17 protein-coding genes and 1 pseudogene are annotated in these 21,132 nt (G+C 42.4%); 13 read left to right on the top strand and 5 right to left on the bottom strand.

All coding sequences use genetic code 11. The features are described 5' to 3' along the window. Positions 1-67: 67 nt before the first annotated feature. The 3 genes from DHBDCA_RS00395 to DHBDCA_RS00385 all read right to left on the bottom strand — a co-directional run bounded on the left by DHBDCA_RS00395 (position 68) and on the right by DHBDCA_RS00385 (position 5,255). On the bottom strand, positions 68-2,107 hold the full coding sequence (locus tag DHBDCA_RS00395; RefSeq protein WP_015042148.1) for a hypothetical protein: 2,040 nt from the start codon (positions 2,105-2,107) through the stop codon (positions 68-70). A gap of 343 nt (positions 2,108-2,450) precedes the next feature. Beyond that, entirely contained in the window at positions 2,451-4,004 is a 1,554-nt protein-coding gene (locus DHBDCA_RS00390) for an AAA family ATPase (protein ID WP_015042147.1), read from the bottom strand. Between the two features lie 867 nt (positions 4,005-4,871). Further along, positions 4,872-5,255 (bottom strand): hypothetical protein, encoded by a 384-nt coding sequence (locus DHBDCA_RS00385; protein ID WP_015042146.1) that lies wholly within the window; start codon positions 5,253-5,255, stop codon positions 4,872-4,874. 579 nt (positions 5,256-5,834) lie between these two features. Here DHBDCA_RS00385 and DHBDCA_RS00380 point away from each other — a divergent pair. The 11 genes from DHBDCA_RS00380 (at position 5,835) to DHBDCA_RS00335 (ending at position 13,102) form a co-directional block, all read left to right on the top strand. Next, positions 5,835-6,413, top strand: a complete 579-nt coding sequence (locus DHBDCA_RS00380; protein WP_041225752.1) for a hypothetical protein — start codon at positions 5,835-5,837, stop codon at positions 6,411-6,413. Next, positions 6,406-6,966 carry a hypothetical protein gene (locus DHBDCA_RS00375; protein WP_041225751.1) on the top strand — a complete coding sequence of 187 codons (561 nt, stop codon included), beginning with the start codon at positions 6,406-6,408 and terminating at the stop codon, positions 6,964-6,966. Before DHBDCA_RS00380 ends, DHBDCA_RS00375 begins: the two co-directional genes overlap by 8 nt. A 476-nt stretch (positions 6,967-7,442) precedes the next feature. Continuing rightward, entirely contained in the window at positions 7,443-8,042 is a 600-nt protein-coding gene (locus DHBDCA_RS14670; protein ID WP_051014011.1) for a restriction endonuclease, read from the top strand. Beyond that, positions 8,014-8,982, top strand: a complete 969-nt coding sequence (locus DHBDCA_RS00365) for a caspase family protein (RefSeq protein WP_015042145.1) — start codon at positions 8,014-8,016, stop codon at positions 8,980-8,982. Before DHBDCA_RS14670 ends, DHBDCA_RS00365 begins: the two co-directional genes overlap by 29 nt. Before the next feature lie 85 nt (positions 8,983-9,067). Beyond that, a complete protein-coding gene (locus DHBDCA_RS00360; protein WP_041225750.1) occupies positions 9,068-9,454 on the top strand; it encodes a hypothetical protein in 387 nt (128 codons plus the stop codon). A 311-nt stretch (positions 9,455-9,765) separates the two neighbouring features. After that, the gene (locus DHBDCA_RS00355) at positions 9,766-10,590 is read left to right on the top strand and encodes a ParA family protein (protein ID WP_015042144.1); all 825 of its coding nucleotides are present in this window, start codon (positions 9,766-9,768) and stop codon (positions 10,588-10,590) included. Further along, positions 10,541-11,488 carry a ParB/RepB/Spo0J family partition protein gene (locus DHBDCA_RS00350; protein WP_015042143.1) on the top strand — a complete coding sequence of 316 codons (948 nt, stop codon included), beginning with the start codon at positions 10,541-10,543 and terminating at the stop codon, positions 11,486-11,488. Before DHBDCA_RS00355 ends, DHBDCA_RS00350 begins: the two co-directional genes overlap by 50 nt. A 92-nt stretch (positions 11,489-11,580) precedes the next feature. Next, positions 11,581-11,760 carry a hypothetical protein gene (locus DHBDCA_RS00345; protein ID WP_015042142.1) on the top strand — a complete coding sequence of 60 codons (180 nt, stop codon included), beginning with the start codon at positions 11,581-11,583 and terminating at the stop codon, positions 11,758-11,760. 175 nt (positions 11,761-11,935) lie between these two features. Continuing rightward, the gene (locus DHBDCA_RS15330; protein WP_015042141.1) at positions 11,936-12,085 is read left to right on the top strand and encodes a hypothetical protein; all 150 of its coding nucleotides are present in this window, start codon (positions 11,936-11,938) and stop codon (positions 12,083-12,085) included. 96 nt (positions 12,086-12,181) lie between these two features. Then, positions 12,182-12,790 (top strand): hypothetical protein, encoded by a 609-nt coding sequence (locus DHBDCA_RS00340; RefSeq protein ID WP_015042140.1) that lies wholly within the window; start codon positions 12,182-12,184, stop codon positions 12,788-12,790. 12 nt (positions 12,791-12,802) lie between these two features. Next, complete coding sequence (locus DHBDCA_RS00335) at positions 12,803-13,102, top strand: hypothetical protein (protein WP_015042139.1); 300 nt, start codon at positions 12,803-12,805, stop codon at positions 13,100-13,102. Positions 13,103-13,925: 823 nt separating this feature from the next. Here DHBDCA_RS00335 and DHBDCA_RS15620 read toward each other — a convergent pair. Further along, the gene (locus DHBDCA_RS15620) at positions 13,926-14,069 is read right to left on the bottom strand and encodes a hypothetical protein (RefSeq protein ID WP_242824932.1); all 144 of its coding nucleotides are present in this window, start codon (positions 14,067-14,069) and stop codon (positions 13,926-13,928) included. A gap of 76 nt (positions 14,070-14,145) precedes the next feature. On the opposite strand from DHBDCA_RS15620, the gene DHBDCA_RS15615 reads away from it, so the two are divergent. Further along, positions 14,146-14,493 carry a TnpV protein gene (locus DHBDCA_RS15615; RefSeq protein WP_081580489.1) on the top strand — a complete coding sequence of 116 codons (348 nt, stop codon included), beginning with the start codon at positions 14,146-14,148 and terminating at the stop codon, positions 14,491-14,493. A gap of 1,841 nt (positions 14,494-16,334) precedes the next feature. Further along, positions 16,335-19,271: pseudogene (locus DHBDCA_RS15610) on the top strand (DEAD/DEAH box helicase family protein); the annotation flags it as partial. Positions 19,272-19,346: 75 nt separating this feature from the next. Here the strand turns inward: DHBDCA_RS15610 and DHBDCA_RS00325 are convergent. Beyond that, on the bottom strand, positions 19,347-21,116 hold the full coding sequence (locus DHBDCA_RS00325; protein WP_015042137.1) for an IS1634 family transposase: 1,770 nt from the start codon (positions 21,114-21,116) through the stop codon (positions 19,347-19,349). Between the last annotated feature and the right edge of the window lie 16 nt (positions 21,117-21,132).

Raw genomic sequence — 21,132 nt, 5'->3', positions numbered from 1 at the left:
ATTTCCTTCCAAATAAATTTTTTTTGTCATTCCATCGCTCCATATAAAATCAGTTTTAACTATAATTTTAAATATTGTGGTCAAGGATTGTTCTTGCGCTAGGTGTAAACAACTTATCAAAGAGTATCCGATTTCTCTCATTAGCATCCCTAATCAATTTATCAAAAGAGATTACCTCGATATAAGCACCGGGATCTGGATTATAACCAAAGTATCCTTCTCCGTCTGGTGTAATTCGTAAACCTGCAAATTTTGCATCTTCCTTTAGTGAATCAGTCATATCTGCAATGACATAACAATAAAAAGCAGTGTTTGAGACATTCCCAAATGGTCTACCATTAGCACGCATTTTCTTGCCATTTTTTATTTCTTCCACATATCGTAGCACTTGATGAATTGGGTTTTTATCATCAGGCTTTAAGTCATTTCGATTAGGCTTTTTAAATTCAATAATCGTTATGGAGTTGAATGAATTATCCTTATCCGAGAACGATATAGCTTCGTCAAAAATAGCAATATCCATTCTGTCATCAGATTCCGAATCTATAACAGGTATGGATTTCATTTGCTTATCCGAAGCTAAAAAATTATGATAGGCTAATCTTTCATTTATAATCCAAAGATTCATTTCCTCAAAACTTATTTCATCTGATGTATATCGCATGGGACAAATTATTGAATGAACGCTCTCTTCAGAAGCATATTTCCCATCGGGTGTTATTTGAAGAGCATTTTCCAGCAGATCTAAAATTACTTTTCGCCTAACGATATATTCCGCAAGGCTGGTTTTACTCAATCCATTAATTTGCTTGTAATATTCATCATATCTTGCCTTTACGTCACTTGCTGAAAGAAGATTCTTAGACAAATCCTCTTGCAATTGTTCACCTGTCTTTTTCGTTTCTAAATCCCATTGTAGTAATTCTTTGTATAAAGCTATATCTAATTCTTTGTCGCTAATATTGGGAGCAATAGCATCATACGTAGTAGGGCGTTGGGCAACCAAATAACGATACTTAGGTTGGCGATGGGTTACATAGTCATTTATTCTTTTTTCCTTTTGTTTTATGATTTCGTCAAGATAATCATTTAAATAAGTAACAATGTAGTTGTTCGCTGCATCAATCAATTCTTTTTCGGGTAAATTTTGCTCTATGTCTATCTGACCGTTTTTCTCAAAATCGAAATTTGTTCTTGATGAGTTGACTGCGCCATCCAGATATGAACTGGATAAAAAGCCAGCATAATGAAAACTCTTTCCTGTTTCATCATAGATTCGGCCTTGCAAGTTGGGTAAATACTTATTGAGTTGATACGATTTCACTTCTCTTTTGTTAGCACAAAGATGTAATTCGTGTGCATTTGCACCCTCCGGCATCTTTATATGATATAATGTAAAACTTCGTTCTGCGATATTAAATCTATCTTGGTGCAAAGAATCTCTTATGAATCTGTCAAAGTAATCATTAAGCCAGAATTGTTCGCCTAAACTATCTTGTACAACAATTTTCGGACAATCATCAAATAAAAAATATACAAGACAATGCTCAATAATTTTTTTTGCTAGAACTTCTAAAGATATAGGGCACTTTTCACGAAAATTACGTTTAAATCCTTCAAGCGTTACTGTTGTTTGATATTCATTAGAAGCTGAATCCTGAATGTTGTCATCTGGAGTTGTTCCATTAAAATCAAACGAAAATAGTCTGTCTCTCCATTTGCCATCTTCAAAAAAAGTGCTAGATATCTCCACCTTCTCAAATGCTTTTAACCATAAGAAGCGCCCTATTCCCTTGCAACCTTTTTTCCATTTTAATGAGGAATCAGCTGTTCTAAAAGATTGATAATTATCGGATGTAAATCCATTACCATTGTCTGTAATAGAAAATGCTTCAAACGGAGTTACTTCGATTTTGCCATTAATATCATATTGGCTTGTTTCTTGCCGCTGTGCAAATACTCGAATTAGTTTATTGGACACAGTCTCTGAATCTTCAAGAGATTGAATTGAATTGACAACAGCTTCAAACAAAGGCCAAAGTGATTTAGACTCCGGCAAAAACGTATTATTTATTCTACCCTTCAAATCAACAGTAAACTGTGCCACAACAATATCTCCTTCCCATTATGGTTGTACCAATTCAAAGTAACAACTGACAGTTATTAGCTACTATATCCATTTAGGAGCGATTCCAACTTAACTAATAGTTACTACAGATTCTGCATCCCCTAAAATCTTCTCGTGATACAATCTTCTTGTTTTTGTAAAGATATATATTTTGTTAATTCTTTTATCCCGATATATTGCGACTTGGCAATAAGCCTAAATTACTGTCCGAGTATTTTCTATTTTATAACCGACAATGCCCTAAAATTATCTACGCTTACGTAATTTAGGTATTAAGCTAAAAATCATAGAATTGTGCTAAATTCAAAAAATGCAAGTTCAGTCACAGTCGCTTCATTGTCGAAGCCAAAAAAGCTCGTACATTAAGAGTGTTTCCTTCCATGTGCTCAACTGCTGAACGAAAAATATATCGATATATTTCGCTCTCACTTATATTTAGCTGCCGTGAAAGAAGATTAGCAATTTGTTCAGTCTCATTTTTGCAAGCGTTTCGAATGGTGCCACGTGTTTGAATAGTTGCATTGTAATCATTTTGTGTTGCGAAATCAGGAAGTGGATTATCATAATCAGCAAAATTTTGAATGTCTTGAACATTATAATTGAGTTGTTGATTGGAATAAGCACGTCTCATATGCGCAAGCAAGTCCGCACGATGATCTTTCATTTCTTGATATAGTAAAACTTCAGGTGTATAGGGTAGGAATTTTATTTTTCGAGTATTCGCTTCATACTTTTCAATAATATCCCTATTGCCAAATTGCTTAAAGGGTATAATATCTGTCTCTACATCCTTATCCAAAAACGCAGTAACATACACGTTGTCATAAAAGATATAATTCTCTGCCTCAACGTAGAAATTGATGATGTTTGGGTATCCACCCACACCTAAAACCCTTACATCCAAATAATAACTATCGGTACAAAGCGAATTATATTTATTTAATAGTGCCATGAAAAGCGCTTTGGCCATTTCATCCTCTACGATTACAATAATATCAGCCATAGTATCTTCACGCATTCCGATCGCTCCGATAGCCTTAGCTGGTGGACAATTATAGGTCACACATACACGCTGCAAACTCTGCTCCAACAGAATCACATATTTTTGTGATTTAATAATACTGGAGGAGTGAGTCGAAATAATAATCGTTAAATGCTTTTCATTCGCCAAATCTTTTAATAGCTGAATCAATCTAATCTGCGCTGCTGGATGCAACGCCATTTCCAATTCATCAATAAGTACAAGCGAGTTATGCTCGACCATTTCAATATCATAAAGTAGATTGAGTAAAACAATCTCCCCAAAGCTAAAATTTTGCTCAGTAAAGTATCTTCCTCTACTTTGCGGTATTGCAAATGCCGTATTTCTTCTGCGTTGATCTGCGTTTCCATTTCTTGATCTCAGATCTCCAACTGTAATTCTAATCATTGGAGTGAACCGTTCCGTTTGCATAATGCTGTTTAAGGCAGAAATAAGCCAAGCATCAGCACGTACTTGTTTTCTCGGAATATTAATTACTTGTGTAAAGATACGCTCACTTTTGGTACTAATATGTACAACATCTGTAAAGCCAAATTGTGAAAAAACATCACCATTTGTATCTGGTTGCCAACGACCGCTTGCACGCTTAGTATATCGTACGGACAATGTATCCGTACAATATGTTATAGATCCTGTATTCTCATCATAATTTTGTATACTTGTTGTGGGAAACCCAATGCGAAAAGCATTGCTGTTGCATATTCTGTTCAAACATGTGAGAAGTGTTGTTTTCCCCGTTCCATTTTCTCCGGTTAATATATGAACGCCATAAGAAGGTATTTCAAATTCCAGGTGTTTCACACTACGGATATTATCAATAACTATTTTTCTCATTTGCTACCTACAATCTTAAGAAAATTATGTTAGATTAATCCCCTAAATCCAAAATAGAAATTTGTGAATGTTTATAACCTTTATCTGTATTCTTACGCATCGTTTATAACAAAAAATTACCATATTAAGATTATCACATTTTTTAAAAAATGAACAGAAAAAGCAAAGCCTTTACTCCACTCTCTATTTAACTTATATCTGCAAATTTCAGAATCTGCTTTGCTATTTTCTACAAATCTCTTTTACAATAAACAAATAAGGAAGGTGAAAATTTTTGAGTATTGTATATGATGATGGAAAAAATGATTTACCATCCGACCAATTGCATCGATTATTCTAGTTGGTTGGCTGGTCCGAAGGTTCTGAATTTTAAAAATCGTATTTTATAAATGGCTCAGCTTTTATTTGCTCTCCTCTTAGCCAGATGCTTGAGAATGTAGGGTAATAGAGCCTTTGAGCTATATTATCAATTACTTTATTTTGTGAAACTGACACAAATGACAAGTAGATATTTTAAAAATATTCACTGTATATAAAAAAACTCTAGACTATAATTTAATCTACAGTTTTGGCTGTTTTTTTGTATTACTATTTTGACTGAACTTTTGACTGAATACTTAGAAATATTTACGACGTTTTACAGGTATTTAATTGAATAAAAATGATTTTGTCCAATCCCCATATTTAATTAAATCTCTACAAGTTCGCTTATACCAACGGTTTCAGGTTATTAGTTTAACTATCACCAATTTGGGAATTGGTGGGTTTGAGAGGACTCGAACCTCTGACCACTTAGTCCTCTCAAAAACATCAGTTAAATCCTCTATAAACTCTGGTTTAAACTTCCCTCATATTATTAATTGTCGTTTATTCTCCTTTAACATCAGGCATGAAGTCCTGCATACAGTCGTCCATATCCAGTAGAAAAGAGAATAGAAAGTATCGTTGTGCCTTTGGGTGGGTTGCCAACAGATTCACATCCTCCGGAAATTCCATGCCTACAACATCAAATAGAATTCTCAGGATGTCCAGCATTTCGCTTCCCCGGCTCGTGCTGTATAGCTTGGTAAGCATGTCCGAAATCCTGTTTATTGCTTCGATATTGTTGCCGGAGAAAGTCCAGATAGTTTCAATCAATGGGGCAGTCGTCGCTCCGGATATGAGGTTAATTTTGTCCTTGCTGATTAAGTTTTCAGAAATGAGGATACCCTTTTTAATAAGCGCGTTGTAATTGGTGTTAATCTCACTCATTGTCTTTGCCTCCTTTGTAATCATATGTTTTTCTTTGTTTCTTTCCATAACCTTTTATAGCCGTCCGTATAGTTTGATAACATTTTTACAACAATTTTCGAAAACAGGTGTTTTTATATTTACAATAAATGGATATATTTTGATAACAATTTTGATAACATTGATAACAATTAGGGCAAGAGCATATTTTCTCACCATTAGAAGGGTATAAAGAAACCCGCCTAAACTCAGTGTTCATGCGGGTTCGTGTATTCTTTATGGCGGAGAAGGTGGGATTCGAACCCACGTGCCCTTGCGGACAACCGCATTTCGAGTGGTCAAATTAAAAGAGAAAATAGAGGAAGTTATCGGTAAATGCATGTAGATAAAAACCCACGAAACTCTTATAGAATCAGGTTTCCAGAGAATTATTCCTTATTTACAAGGAAAGTAAAACATAGCAAAAAAATAACGAAAAAGTTGATCCAAAACCTGTTTTGGATAGAACTCGGATAGAACTAGAAAAAACTATCATTTTTAACTCTTAGATTTGCTTTCACCACTTGCCGTTGACAAATTCGAGAAAAGTGAGTGAAGCAAATGAATTTTGATGAATATTGTTCTTCAGTAATTGATCGTTATCCTGAATATGTCACACAGAAAGAAATGTGTGTCATCTTGGGTATTTGCACATCCACGGCCTACTCCATCCAGAAAAAAGGCATGATTCCATTTGAATATATAAACACATCAGAAGGAAGAAGACAACGGATAAAGATTATCGACATCCTGCGATACCAATACGAAACGATGTGCTTTACTGAATCAGAAAATAAATTTATTGAAGGTTTGCGCCGTTATTACCAAAAGCAATTGCGTAAAATTCCTAAACTGCTTTTAGTTTCTGATGTAATGCGTTTTACTGGATATTCAAAAACAGCAGTAAACAATTGGATACTGCGCAATGAATTGAAGCCTCTGAGCTTTAAAAACAAGCGAATACAATCATTTCGTAGAGGTAAGGGGTCCGTTATAACAAAAGATACCTTTCTTGATTTTTTAACCGGCCCGTATTATAGGAACATAACAAGGAAATCAGACGTGCATAAAGAGCAAGCCAGACAATATGAGCAACTCTTTGACACTTTCATGTCAAAGCGAGGTGCTGTGAATGTCTGATTATACCTTCCTTATTAATAGGTATCCCAATTTTGTAACGAAAGATCAGTTTTATAGGATATGCCATATCAGCAAAAAAACAGCGCTGTATTATCTGGAGAATGGCGTAATTCCCTGCATTGATTCTGGGAAAAAGACACGTAGATATAAAATTGCGTTGAAAGATATTATTTTCTTTCTACAAGACAGAGATGAAAACCCCACGAAATACCATCTACCGAATCATTTTAACAATCCTTTTTTACCGAGTGAAATTAGGCAGTATAAGACCAAACCACGACCTGATACTTATAAATACGTATACAAGCTAAAAGGCATAAAAGAAGTTAAAGATTATCAGAAATATCTAGAACAGCAATTTAAAGATTATCCAGATATGATGACCAATTTACAAATACAGCAAGTTACGGGACATTCAATTAGTACAATAGTTTCATGGTGTAAATCTGGAAAGGTAAGATATCTCATGCACCATAATGCTTATCTTCTACAAAAAAATAGTGTTATTACCTATTTATTCAATCGGGAGTTGCAACAATATAAAAGCAAATAAAAAAAATACCTTTTACTTTCATCAACTTTTAAAATTGAGCTAGCTGGAATTTGAAGTATTAAAGGTAATTTCCCTGACAAATCATGTGAAGTGCGTGCAATTCTGGAGACTGGGTAATGATGAAAGAATGTCGGTTTTTATGCGGCGTTATATTATAAAGCATGAAGAGTAAAAAAGCAGAAACAATTCTAGAATGTTAGAGATGTGCTTCTGCTTTTTTTATGCAATTTAATCGATTACGACCGATTACGACAAGATTCCCCTGGAAAATATCCGGATTATATAGGATAGTAGTATATAGTAGAGTTATATCTACCGCCTATTAAGGCGAAGCTGGCTGAATTCGATAAAATAGCAATAATGTGCAGCTCAATAAATCCGAATTTGATGGTGCGGTTGCTATAGTGATATTGGAAATTGATGGTACAATAAAGAACGCTTTATTTAGACTAAAAACATATAGGAGGTGATAAAAAATGTTTATGCCTTGTAAAGAATCAATTCTTGAGATGACTCCTACTGAATTTGAAAAGCACTCATTGCGTATATTGACTGAGCAGATACAAGATATTGGAAATTGCAACTTTCAACATAATAAGATTATGGAGGTACATGATGGAAATTATCAAATTGATGGATACATAGAGTTTGAGCTTATGGGCATTTATTATAAAACTTTAATAGAGTGCAAACATTATAAAAGTAGTATATCCAGAGAAAAAGTTGCTGTACTCTATGACAAAATACGAGCTTGTGGAGCAAATAAGGGTGTATTGGTGTCATCATCTAATTTCCAAAGTGGTGCAGTACAATATGCGTCAAAACATGGTATTGCATTAATTCAGTTGACTGATGCTGACAGTATATATGAAACACGATCTGATTTCACAGAAAAAGGTGGTGCATTTGCTACGCAAAAGAAAAAAGCATGCTCTTATATAGGTGTAATGCAGGTCGGGGATGAGCATATTGTAAATTGTTTGTATTTAAGTAACACAGAGTTAAATGTAAGAGATTTCTTAATTAAGAGAAGTCAGGAGGAGCAGAATGAGAAAGGCATTGTGTGTTGGAATTGATAGTTACGAAAAAATCAAGGATTTACATGGATGTGTTAATGATGCAAATGGGGTGAAAGCAGCGTTAGATAGAAATGGCGATGGAACACTAAATTTTTCTACGAAACTTCTATGTGCAACAAGCGAAGCATCTTACATTACTAGAGAGGGATTGAAAGATGCAGTTCAAGATCTTTTTAGAGATGAATCCGAAGTTGCTGTTTTTTATTATGCCGGACATGGTTCTTATGATGCACTTGGTGGATATCTATGTACTAGCGAAGTGGAAAGAGAAGATCAAGGGTTATCATTGAATGACCTTATGGGGATAGTAGCTGATTCCCGTGCACAAAACAAAATTGTAATACTTGATAGCTGTTTTAGCGGACGAGCAGCAAATTCAAAAGAAATGCAAAATTATTCTGTGCTACATAACGGCACAACTATTTTAGCGGCATGCGACGAAAATCAGTATTCATCGGAAGAAAATGGTCATGGTGTTTTTACATCGTTGTTGATTGAAGCATTATATGGTGGAGCAATGAATCTACTTGGTGAGGTTTCTCCTGGCAGCATTTATTCTTATATAGATAGTTCTTTGGGAGGATGGGAGCAACGACCAGTGTTTAAGGCAAATATAAAGCAATTTGTTTCGCTCAGAAAAAATGCTCCACCAATTGCTATTGGAGAATTGCGTCGCATTACGGAATTCTTTATTACGCCGTATGATGAATACGCATTGGATCCTACATATGAACCAGATAAACACGAGGCTGACATTAAAGATGTAAATCTTGAACATGAAGAGATATTTTCTATTTTACAAAAATATGTGAAGCTAAATTTAGTGGTACCGGTAAATGCTGATCATATGTACTACGCTGCGATAAAACATGAGTCGTGTAAATTAACAGCTCAAGGACAACATTATTGGAATCTGGTAAATAAAGGAAATGTTTAAAGATATTCATGATGTTAGAAGCGGCTATAAGTCCATGCATGTTGTGGACATTTAAGTATATAAATATTAAGTGGAGGTCATGAAAATGGGAAAAAAGAATGTGTTCATAAGTCATCGTTGGGATTATGAAGAGGATTACGAGAAAATTAGTGCAGTATTAGATAGGTCAAAATATGACGTGTCTGATCGTTCGATTGAGAGTTCTGATCCATTGGTGGGAACAAAAAAGCAAGTGACAGATGCAATAAAAGGCAAGATTGATAGTGCTAGTGTGATTCTTGCACCAGCACGTCCAGCAGCAGTTACGGCAGGCAGCATGGGACGTGCAGAAATTAATTATGCTATTAGTAAAGGAAAGAAAATTATAGCAGTTAACACTGGAACGACAACTAGTGTAGCATCTTTTTGGGAAGATAATGATATTGAAGTTATTGCATGCAGAAAAGATAGTTTGGAGAATGCTATAGGGTAAAAGTGAGTATTCTCTTTTATTAAAGTAAAATAGCGCATGATTAGAAATACTCTTATCCTACAAATTACAGTTTATCGAGTAGACTACATGCACGATCAATACGATTTGAGTTTCGTATTATGTTTAATAACAGTTTAATCCTGTCGCGTTTTGAACTGCACATTATCCATATTGCACAAATAATCGAATGAATTAGAGAAGATAGGCTCTTAGCTTATGTTCTCTTTTTATATATAACCAATTTAAGAAGCCGTTTGCCTTATTATCCCGATAAAGCAAGCGGCTTTTTTGCGTGAAAGGAGAAAATCAAAGTGTCTAAAGTAATCGCCCTTGCCAATCAAAAAGGCGGCACAGGGAAAACAACGACGGCAGTCAATCTTGGGATCGGTCTTGCGGTACAGAGTAAAAAGGTGCTGCTGGTGGACGCGGACGCACAGGGGAACCTGACGGATTCATTGGGCTATCAGGAGCCGGACAATCTGCCTATTTCGTTGGCTACCATCCTGACCAAGGCTATGATAGAGGAACCATATGAGTACGACGAAGGAATTCTTCACCATGCGGAAGGTGTAGACCTGATGCCGGGAAACATTGAACTGTCTGCTATTGAGGTGTCGCTGGTCAACACCATGAGCCGGGAAACGATACTCCGCACATATATCAACACGGTCAAAGACAGGTATGATTATGTGCTAATAGATTGCATGCCCTCTCTTGGCATGATGACCATCAACGCCCTTGCAGCCGCAGACAGCGTAATCATTCCCGTCCAGGCCCACTATTTGCCCGTTAAAGGAATGACACAGCTTTTACAGACCATTGCCAGGGTGAGAAGGCAAATCAATCCCAGACTTACCATTGAAGGTGTGTTGCTAACAATGGTGGATAACCGCACCAATTTCGCAAAGGATATTTCCTTTGTCCTGCGGCGGGACTACGGCGACAAGCTGCGAGTTTTTCAAACGGAAATTCCCCTGTCCATCCGGGCGGCTGAAACAAGCGCGCAGGGAAAAAGCATCTATGCGTTCGATCCGCACGGAATAGCTGCCAGAGCCTATCAATCCTTTACAAAGGAGGTGCAGGACATTGGCGAAAAACGACGTGCGAAACAGCATCAAGCTGACCTCAGTAGATGAATTATTTACCACGGAGGAAAACCGCGCAGATAGTCAGCTAGAAAAGGTTCTGGATATTCCCCTGTCGGAAATCAGTGATTTTTCAAATCATCCTTTTAAAGTAAAAGCGGATGAAGCTATGCTGGAAATGGCAGACAGTGTAACACAGTACGGCGTTTTAGTCCCCGGCCTTGTACGCCCCAAAGTAGACGGCGGCTATGAAATGGTGGCCGGACACCGCCGCAAAAAAGCAAGCGAGCTTGCGGGCAAGGAAACAATGCCCTGTATTGTCCGTGAATTGGACGACGATGCTGCTACAATTATCATGGTTGACAGCAACCTACAACGGGAAAGCATTTTGCCGAGCGAAAAAGCCTTTGCCTATAAAATGAAGTTGGAAGCCATGAAACGTCAAGCAGGCCGACCAAGCAAAGAAAATTCAGTTCAAGTTGAACTGGATTATAAAGGACAACAATCACGGGATTTATTAGCAAAACAAACTGGAGAAAGCGGCCCTCAAATTCACCGTTACATTCGCCTTACCTTCCTGCTCCCCTCTATTCTTGAAATGGTGGACGAAAAAGAGATTGCTTTTAATCCAGCGGTGGAAATCTCCTACCTGTCCGAAAATGAACAGCAGGACCTTTACAATACCATACAGTCGGAGGACTGCACCCCTTCCCTATCACAAGCACAGCGGATAAAGAAGTTCAGCCAGGAAGGCAGGCTGAACGCAGATGTCATTTATTCCATTCTCACGGAAGAAAAGCCCAATCAAAAAGAAAGATTCCATATTCAGCGTGACCGTATCGACCGCTATTTTCCTAAAAACTTTACCGAAAAACAAAAGGAGGAGTTAGTTGTCCAGCTTCTGGAAAGCTGGTACAAGAAGCGCCAGAGGGAGCAGCAGGAGCGATGAAACAGGTTACTACAGCTGCATAAAAATAATCATTTTGCTCTCAAACCAGCAGGAGCATTTTTTATTGTCCTTTTTTAAAAGGAGGTGCCTCCATGTACTTTACAGAAGGACAGTTGCGCAAATACGAACGCATCATGCAGGAAAAACCGGAATTTGACCGCAAAAGTATTATTACTAAAACGGTAGAAGAACGGGATTGCAAGCACTGTCTTTACTTTGTCAAGCATCACAGTAAATGCAGCAAGAAAAAGTGCGTTTTGTTTGAAGAGTAACAACCTTATAGAAATTGTATGCCAAGGGGGTGGTATGTCCATTTGTTTGCAGTCATCGAATTGGGGGCTTGCCGTTTCCCCCTCCCCACACCCCTCCCCTCAAAATTTACCAGCCGAAAAAGAAATACTCTTCGTCTGGTAAACCACTAAATTGATCCCAGAAAGGAACCTTTTTATGAAACAGACAGCAGAAAAGAAGCCGAAAGTCTTTCGTACCCTTATTCGCCAGGTTCATACGGACAATAAGGAGATACAGAAGGATAACAAAGTTCAGGCTACTGAGAAGGAGCGAAAAAACCAACCGCCCTTCTTTTTCGGCCTGTAATGGTGCTCTCTATTTAAACGCAGAGAGCTTTTTTTATGAACGGGACGGCGATTCATCCCTATTCCGCCATCCATTTGATTGGAGAGTGATAGCAAAATGGATGATTCTAAACGCATGGTTGATACCTATGAGGTAAAACACGCCATCCATGTCGGCGATAAAGAAATCCTCTTTCTGGTAGATGAGAAAATAACCTCCTGCCCGTATATTGTGTGCAACTGTTCCTGGGATAACCCTTTAGGCGTTGACCAATATAGTGATGCCATGGGAAGCGCGGACTATCTGGAAATGATGACGGAGTTTACCGAACGCGTAAGAAAACAGCTTGAAGCGGTTAATGCGGAACGGAACAAGATTACTGTTCCTTTACAGCCTTTTACTTTGAAGCATTGCATCCCAAGCGATTACAAAGAGAACATTGAAAACAAGGTGGTAATCATCCGCGCGGAATGCCTGCACCCCGAATACCGTACCGCCGATAAGCAGCTTGTGCTGGTCACTGGCGGTTTTGGCGCTTATGGCAATTCCAGAGGCCGCGCGGTCTACACCGTTAACCTTTACTCCGGCAAGGAATCGCGCTGGAACCGGGAGGATATTTTAGGTTCGCTTAAACCGGAATATATGCCCGATTGGGCAAAGAAACGCCTGAAACAGATACAGGCCGAGCGGCAGGCAAGGCATAAAAATCAGGAACAAGAGCGTTAGGGGGGTTGAGTTATGGAAAAAGAGATTAATGCCGGATATACCATTACCGACCGACTGACCGTAGCAAATGCTGAATTTGTCATCGGGCAGAGCGACAGTGCCCCCGCCAAATTTGTAACCTGGAAGGTCAAAAAGGGTGAAAGGGATTATTATTGGGGCCATTACAGCAATGACCGCCTGACTGCCCTTGAAGATCTGTGCAATCGCGCGCTGGATGAAGTCCATCATTTGAAAAGCCTCCGGCAGGAGCAAAACGCTGGCAAGAACCCGGTGAGGCAGAATGGGAAGAAAAAGTCTGTACCGGAGCGTTAGGAGGGTTATAGCAAGCGACTATAACTTCTATGCTTACTGCTTTAAAAAGGCAAAAGAACGGCTCATGATAAAGGTAAGGGTAAACAAATACAGCCCGCTCTCAAAAAGGAAAAACGAAGTCCGAAACGATAAAGGGCCTTGTTATTCGGAGCAAACAGGAAAGCTATCCACAACCAATACTCATTTAAGGAAGGAGGGATAAACGTTGGTAACGAAATTGCAGTTAATTACAGAGTTATCGCAGACAATAGCCCGCAGCATCACAAGAAACTATGTCAACTGGACCTCCTTTCTGAAAACGGCTGCCTGGAACTATAAATATCCTTTTCAGGACCAGCTTTTGATTTATGCGCAGCGACCCGAAGCTACAGCCTGCGCTCCCATCGAAATATGGAATCAAAAATTGGGCCGTTGGGTCAACCGCGGGGCAAAGGGCATTGCCCTCATCAATGATAGCGGGGACCGGTTGAGCCTGCGCCATGTGTTCGACGTGTCGGACACAAACAGCCGGAATAACCGTCCCTCCATCCTTTGGACAATGCGGGACCGGTACGCCGAAACCGTAACAGAAACGCTGGAGAATGCCTTTGGCGGCCTGGAGGATAAAAGCAGCTTGCCCGCCGCCTTGTTTTCAGCCGCCCACAATGCAGTGGAGGACAATTTTACGGATTATCTCCCCGACTTGCTTTCCTTTCGGGAGAACAGCTATTTGGAGGAGCTGGACGACCTCAATGTCGAAATCTATTTCAAAAACGCTTTAAAAAGCTCCGTGGCCTACATGCTCTTAGTTCGCTGCGGCTGTAATGCCGATCAATACCTGACTTTAGAGGATTTTCAAGACGTTGCCAATTTCAATACGCTGGATACCGTTTCCCGCCTGGGAACCGCTGCCAGCGATATTTCTGAAATGCTCCTGCGGGAAATCGAGACGACGGTCAAGGAACTGCAAATCACGGAGAAAAAACAAAACCGCACCTTTGCAAAAAATCAGGATGTTCCGCACAATGAAAGCGTAAAGCAAGCTCAAAAGTCTGAAAGGATTGATGAATATGGAACTGACTTACACGTTGCACGGCGATTATCTGATACCCGACCTGACGCTGCCGGAGGAAGCAACGCCCATAGGCAAGTATGGGATGTTGCGCAAAACATATCTGAAGAACCACAGGAAAGGGATGTACGCCAGCCTGATGCTGTCTGGCAAGCTGAACAGCCACCTGACGGAAATCGACCGGACGGCGAAGGAGCACATCGAACAAATCACGGTGAAGCTCTTGCAGAGAAGTCCCGCGCCGGACAAGGCGACCGACCCGCTGGGCTGGACGGGACACATGAACAGCCTGCGGCATTCGGCGGAGGAGACAGTCTTAACGGAGCTGATTTACAATTAACATGGTATGACAGGGAAACGGAGGATAGAAGTCTTCCGTTTTTCCATTCCACGCCGCTTATTAATCAAATACTTCGCTCGACACCTCATTTGAAAGCGACAAAGCAGGAAATTGTGGCTTTTTATACTGTTCACGAGGACAATAGCGAGCGTACTCAATACATTAAAAGCATCTTTAATAACGACTATACAGAGTTGATTATCGGTGAAGATCAGCATGTCGGGTATAAGACCTATCAAAACGTTCTTCATCTTTGGGAAGGCAATTACGCCTCAAGAATATCCCAAGGGTATTACGACTGGGGCGTCATTGCCGGACATTTCGGCAGCATGATATTGCTGAGCGAATTCCTTGATCAACCGATGTTACCCTCGGTTCAGCAGCAAATGACCCTGATCGAACAGGCGGAGGAAGAAAAATCCTCCGCTTTTTCTATTCCCCAGGAAGTTATTGATACGGTTTTACAGCAAGGAAGCGGTATCCAGGACGGCAAATACCGGATTTGTCTGCACTTTCAACAGAATGTTTCTACAAAAGAAACAATTGACTTCTTGAAAAAAGAATACGGCATAGGCGGGCGCGCACCCGTTCTGATCGGTTCCGATATCGACGAATGGCACGATTCCAAGGGCATCACTCTTACCAGAGGAAAGCACACCGAACCTGACATAAAAATAATTCTACCCTGGGCAAAGGTGCAAAAACGCCTTGGCGAACTGATTGCCGCCGACCGCTACTTAAACAGCAAGGAAAAGGAATACCTGCCTGTTTATAAGCAGCAGATGGAGGAACGCCGGCAACAGCTTGCCGAGCAAGCCTACGCCCGTGAAATCCTGAGCCGAGAACCAGCCCCCTTCAAAAAATCAGAGCCTCCGTCAAGGGAAAATGCCCATTGCTCCTTCTCTCTTGGCGACACTGTGTATCTTGGCGCGGATGAATATGAGATTTTTTCCTTTGACGGAGGCAAGGTCATTCTCCGAGATATAAGCTTTCCGCTGTTCAGCAAAGAGCTGGCACGGGATGACTTTGACCGGATGCTGCGGGAAAATCCCTTAAACGACCATCTTATTGCAGCCGAGGGGGGACCGGCGCAACAAGCCGAAGAAAAAACGGAATCCGCATCCCCCCGTGTGCTGTACCAGGTGTATTTGCCTCAAATCGTCAATAAGATACGAACTGACCAGATCTACCCATACCTCCGAGACAGGGATACCGACCCGGACCGCGCCGAACGGGCGTTAGGCGAGGCCATCGACCGCATTGTCTTTTCCATGCGGGAGGAACACCCGGCTTTTTATGAAGCCTATACCACCCTGCCCCAGTTTAAGGAATGGCTTGCCGAGGATGTATTCCAGCGAACTTATGAAGATTATCTAACAGAAAAAAGGGACAGCGTTACCCTTCATGCCGACGACCCCGACGCCCCTGCCTGGGTGCGGGCAACCGGCGATCCGGCCATTACCCGCGAAGGCGACACCATTGACAGCGGTGGCGAGGGTGAAAAACTCCATACGGAGTTTGATGCCGCCCTGCCGGATGCTCAAGCGGGAGAGACGGAAAAGCAACCGGCCGAAAAAGAAATGGCTGTAGGCATGGAATTTGCCATTGAGGACCGGCACTATGCCATAGACAGCATTAATGAGGGAGCCGGAACGGTCAGCCTACGGGATATTACCTTCCAACAAAACACGGGCCTCCCTATTTTCCGCAGGGAGAGCATTGAGTTTGTCCGCGGCGTTTTGGAGCAGGCGAAAGAACCCGTGGGGCAAAAAACTCGGGATAGTCAAGTATCGAAAGTCATCATTGACCTTCCGCAGGAAACGCCAAAACAACTACGCGTCGATTTCCGAATCATCGACGACAACCTGGGCGCTGGCGGCCAAAAAACCAAATATGGCTGGAATGCCGCCGCTATCCGGCTATTGAACAAACTGGAGGAACAAAACCGCCTTGCCACCCCGAAGGAACAGGAGATCCTTTCAAAATACGTCGGATGGGGCGGCATCTCGCAGGTGTTTGACGAGCAGAACAGTCAATGGGCGAAGGAATACACCGAATTGAAGGAGCTGCTCACTGAGGAGGAATATACATCCGCACGGGCCTCCACCCTAAATGCCCATTATACCTCCCCCACCATCATCAAGGCCATGTTCGCCTGTCTGGAAAACATGGGTTTTAAGACAGGCAATATTTTGGAGCCCGCCTGCGGCATCGGCAACTTTTTCGGCCTTGTACCGGAGAACATGAAAAACTCCAAGCTGTATGGCGTCGAACTAGACAGCATCACGGGGCGTATGGCCAAACAGCTTTACCAGCAAGCCAGTATCGCGGTGCAGGGCTTTGAGGAAACCAATCTGCCCGACAGCTTTTTCGACCTGGCTATAGGCAACGTGCCTTTCGGCAGCTACGGGGTGGCGGACAAAAAGTATGACAAGTACAAGTTTTACATCCACGATTATTTTTTTGCCAAAACTTTAGACAAGGTGCGGCCCGGAGGCATAATCGCCTTTATCTCTTCCAAAGGTACGATGGATAAGCAGAACCCCGAAGTCCGCAAGTACATCGCCCAGCGGGCCGAACTATTGGGAGCCGTCAGGCTTCCCAACAATGCTTTCCTTGCCAACGCCGGAACCGAGGTTACGACCGACATCCTTTTCCTGCAAAAGCGCGACCGGGTTATCGACATTGAACCGGATTGGGTGCATCTTTCCACGACTGAGGATGGCGTGCCAATCAATCAGTATTTCGCAGCCAACCCGGACATGGTGCTGGGCACGATGGCCTTTGACGATCGGATGTACGGCAACCAAAGCGAAACCACCTGTATCCCTTATGAGGGTGCCGACCTTACTGAGTTTTTGCGCGAGGCGCTGGAAAACATCCATGCGGAAATCACGGAATACGAACTTGATGATGTCACCGAACAAGCAGATACTTCCATCCCGGCAGATCCGAATGTGCGAAATTTCAGCTTTTGCCTGGTGGACGGCGAAATCTATTACCGCGAAAACAGCCGGATGAACAAGATAGAAGTTTCCGTCACGGCGGCCAACCGAATCAAGGGCATGATCGCCATCCGGGACTGTGTCCGTGAACTCATCGAATACCAAATCGAGGATTATTCAGACGAAATTATCCGGGAACAGCAACGCAATCTGAACCGCCTGTATGACGACTTTGTCGACAAGTATGGACTCTTGAACAGCCGCGGCAACAACATGGCCTTCTCCGACGACAGCTCCTACTGCCTGCTCTGCTCTCTGGAGATTCTCGATGAAAACGGCGAATTGGAGCACAAGGCGGATATGTTCACCAAACGCACCATCAAGCAGCGCACCATCGTCACCCATGTGGATACCGCCACCGAAGCATTGGCTATTTCCATCGCAGAAAAAGCCTGTGTGGACATAGATCTAATGCAAAGCCTGACGGGGCTTTCCCAGGAACAGCTTGTAAAAGACCTGGAAGGCGTCATCTTCCGCAGCCTCGGCGAACAAGACCCGGCACATGTGCCGCAAGCTTTTTTTGATATAACCCGTTGCCCCTTTGTTACAGCCGATGAATATCTTTCCTGCAATGTGAGAAATAAGCTCCGCCTTGCCAGAGGACTCGCCCAGATGCGGCCTGACCTTGCAGAGCAGATCGCCCCTAACGTCACGGCGCTGGAAGCGGTACAGCCGAAAGATTTGGACGCCTCGGAAATTGACGTCCGGCTGGGTGCAACCTGGCTGCCTCCTGAGGTGGTCAGGGATTTCATCTTTGAATATCTGGAAACCCCGCATATGTACAGACGCTATATCGACGTTTTTTATTCCTCCTATACCGCCAACTGGAATGTTAAGGGCAAAGGCGACGACCGCAGCGACAATATCAAAGCCAACGTCACCTACGGGACCAAACGCATCAATGCCTACAAAATTATCGAGGAAACCCTGAATCTCCGGGATGTGCGTATTTTCGACACGGTTTATGAGGACGGCGCTGAGAAGCGTGTGCTGAACAAAAAGGAAACCGCCATTGCCCAGCAGAAGCAGGAGGCCATCAAGGAAGCGTTCCAAAGCTGGATATGGAAAGATCCCCAGCGCCGGGAACAACTTACAAGGCTCTATAACGACCGTTTTAACTCCATCCGTCCCCGCGAGTACGACGGCAGCCATATCCGGTTTACCGGTATGAATCCGGAAATAACTCTGCGTAAGCACCAGGTGGATGCGGTCGCTCACATCCTGTACGGCGGCAATACTTTATTGGCACACTGTGTCGGTGCGGGCAAAACCTACGAGATGACGGCGGCTGCCATGGAAAACAAGCATTTGGGGCTTTGCAACAAAAGCATGTTCGTCGTTCCCAACCACCTGACCGAGCAGTGGGCCGGGGAATTTTTGCAGCTCTACCCATCAGCCAATATCCTTGTGGCGACGAAAAAAGACTTTGAAACCAAAAACCGTAAGAAATTCTGTGCGAGAATCGCTACTGGCGACTACGACGCGGTAATTATCGGCCACAGTCAGTTTGAGAAAATTCCCATTTCCGCTGAGCGCCAAAAGCGGCAGCTGCAGGAGCAAATTGAGGAGATTACCAACGGTATCCAGGAACTCAAGGAGGAACGCGGTGAACGCTACGCCATCAAGCAGCTTGAAAAGACAAAGAAAACCTTAAAGCTGAAGCTGGATAAGCTCAATGACACCAGCCGTAAGGATGATGTCGTCACTTTTGAGGAATTAGGCGTTGACCGCTTATTTGTGGACGAGGCCGATTTTTACAAGAACCTGTTCCTGACTTTAGAAGATAAAAGACGAAAAATCGCTGAATCACTTGATGCGCAAGAGATTCAGCGATTTTAAATTGTCCTATTATTTTAGGTTTATTGTTAGATCCAATTTTGTGCATGAACGGAACTTGGTCAGTGTCATGTTTGTCTTTAGAGGAGTCAGTTTGAGTATCGATGCGAGATCGAGATAAGTCTGGGAAACTTGGGTTGGGGTAACGATATTATTTGGGTATTCTCCCTGAACTAATGCAAGGGGGTCCTGTATTGCTTCCATGATTTGCGCGGCCGAAACGCTCTTGCCCATTGATTGTTCGAGTAAGTACTGTGCATAACGGAGTATGCATAACGCGATGAAACACATGGCAAAGTGCCCCTTAATATGTTCGTCATTCCATACGAAAACCGGTCGTGCTCTAAGGTCAGTCTTAAGTATTCTAAAACTCTCTTCGATCTTCCATAGTCCTCCGTATATCTTGGAAACCTCATCTGTGCTCAAGTTCAGGTTGTTGGTAATGACCGCATAATACCCATCATAGCGGGCGGCTTGCTCAATTTTTGCTTCATCCAGCTTCCAATCTTCTGTGTCAAGCTCCATCTGCAAAAACTGATTGCAACCCCGTTTTACTGCAGCCTTAAGCTGATAGGGTTTGTCAAGGCGTTTCTTGAGCTTCTCTAGTACGCGTTCCCTGTCGGATCTGTCTTTGTTAGCCCGTTTGGCCGACCAGGTTAAGTGTATCTTTACGGGAATTTTTTCAATAGTGTACTTCCTGGGCCTTCCTCTTTTTTTCTTTTCAGCACTTTCCTCATCCTGATCTATGGGAACCTTGACCTCCAGTATTTGCTCTACGATCTTGGAACGAGAGGTTATCTCCCCTGTGGCAAGGTCCACACTATCTTGCCATCCTTCGTCGTTCCATACAAGTTCCTTAAAGGAGTCAGGAGAACGCTTTAAAGTATAGCTGATGACGAAGTCGTGCCCACCCTTGCAGAGGTACTCAAGATTGCTGCCGCTGTTGAGTCCTCTGTCGGCAACCACCGTGATCTTTTCCAGCCTGTACAGACTCTTAAGCTTCTCTACCGATCGGGTCAGAGTACACTGATCCATCGTGTTGCCTGGAAAAAGTTCATACGTTATGGGTATGCCGTTGTTGTCCAAAAGCAGCCCCATGACCACCTGAACTTCGTTATTTTTGTGATCCTTCGAGAAGCCAAACATTCGTAATTCGCCCCAGCGGGTGCTCTCAAAAGCGTACGTTGTGACGTCATAGTATGCTTCAGGACCACTGCGGCTGGTTTTCTTTTCAAAGAAGTCAGCAAGGTGGCTTATGATGGCCTCTTTCTGCTGGGAGAGTACATCAAGAACATCGTAAAGGACATCGATCCCAAGAGAAAGGATACCCGCATAGGAATTCTGTTCCAATGCACTCGCATGGATACTGCAAGGATCTGCGCAGCGATGGGCGACAAGGTAGAATAGAGCTTGTCCAACAGCTGTAGCATTGCGCTTTCCGCAATTAGCAAGAAAAAAGGCGTCTAACCCCATAGTGCTCCAAAGCTGTTTGATTAGCGCATGACCGAACCTGAAGGAAGGAACAACATCCTGAGGTGATGTGATGTCCATAACGGTAACGCTTAAAGCGAGAGGAGCGTTCGTTTCCTTCTTTGCCCTTGTCAGTTCAGCTGCTTCAGCCTTAAGCTTGGCAATAATGTCCGGATCCTCAGCGAGCATTCGTTCATAGTTACCAATCGTCTTCACGACATGCGTCTTTTTCTTCGTTGTTCCCGGAATACGGGTATCTTCTCTAAACTGTATGACCCGGGCCTTGCCCGAGCCTGTTATGGCAACGTACATACAGAAGGCTCCTCTG

Origin of the sequence: Dehalobacter sp. DCA (assembly GCF_000305775.1) — a bacterium.
Lineage (GTDB): Bacteria > Bacillota > Desulfitobacteriia > Desulfitobacteriales > Syntrophobotulaceae > Dehalobacter > Dehalobacter alkaniphilus.
Note: the sequence above shows the minus strand (reverse complement) of the source record. Positions and strands in the feature narration are given on the sequence as shown.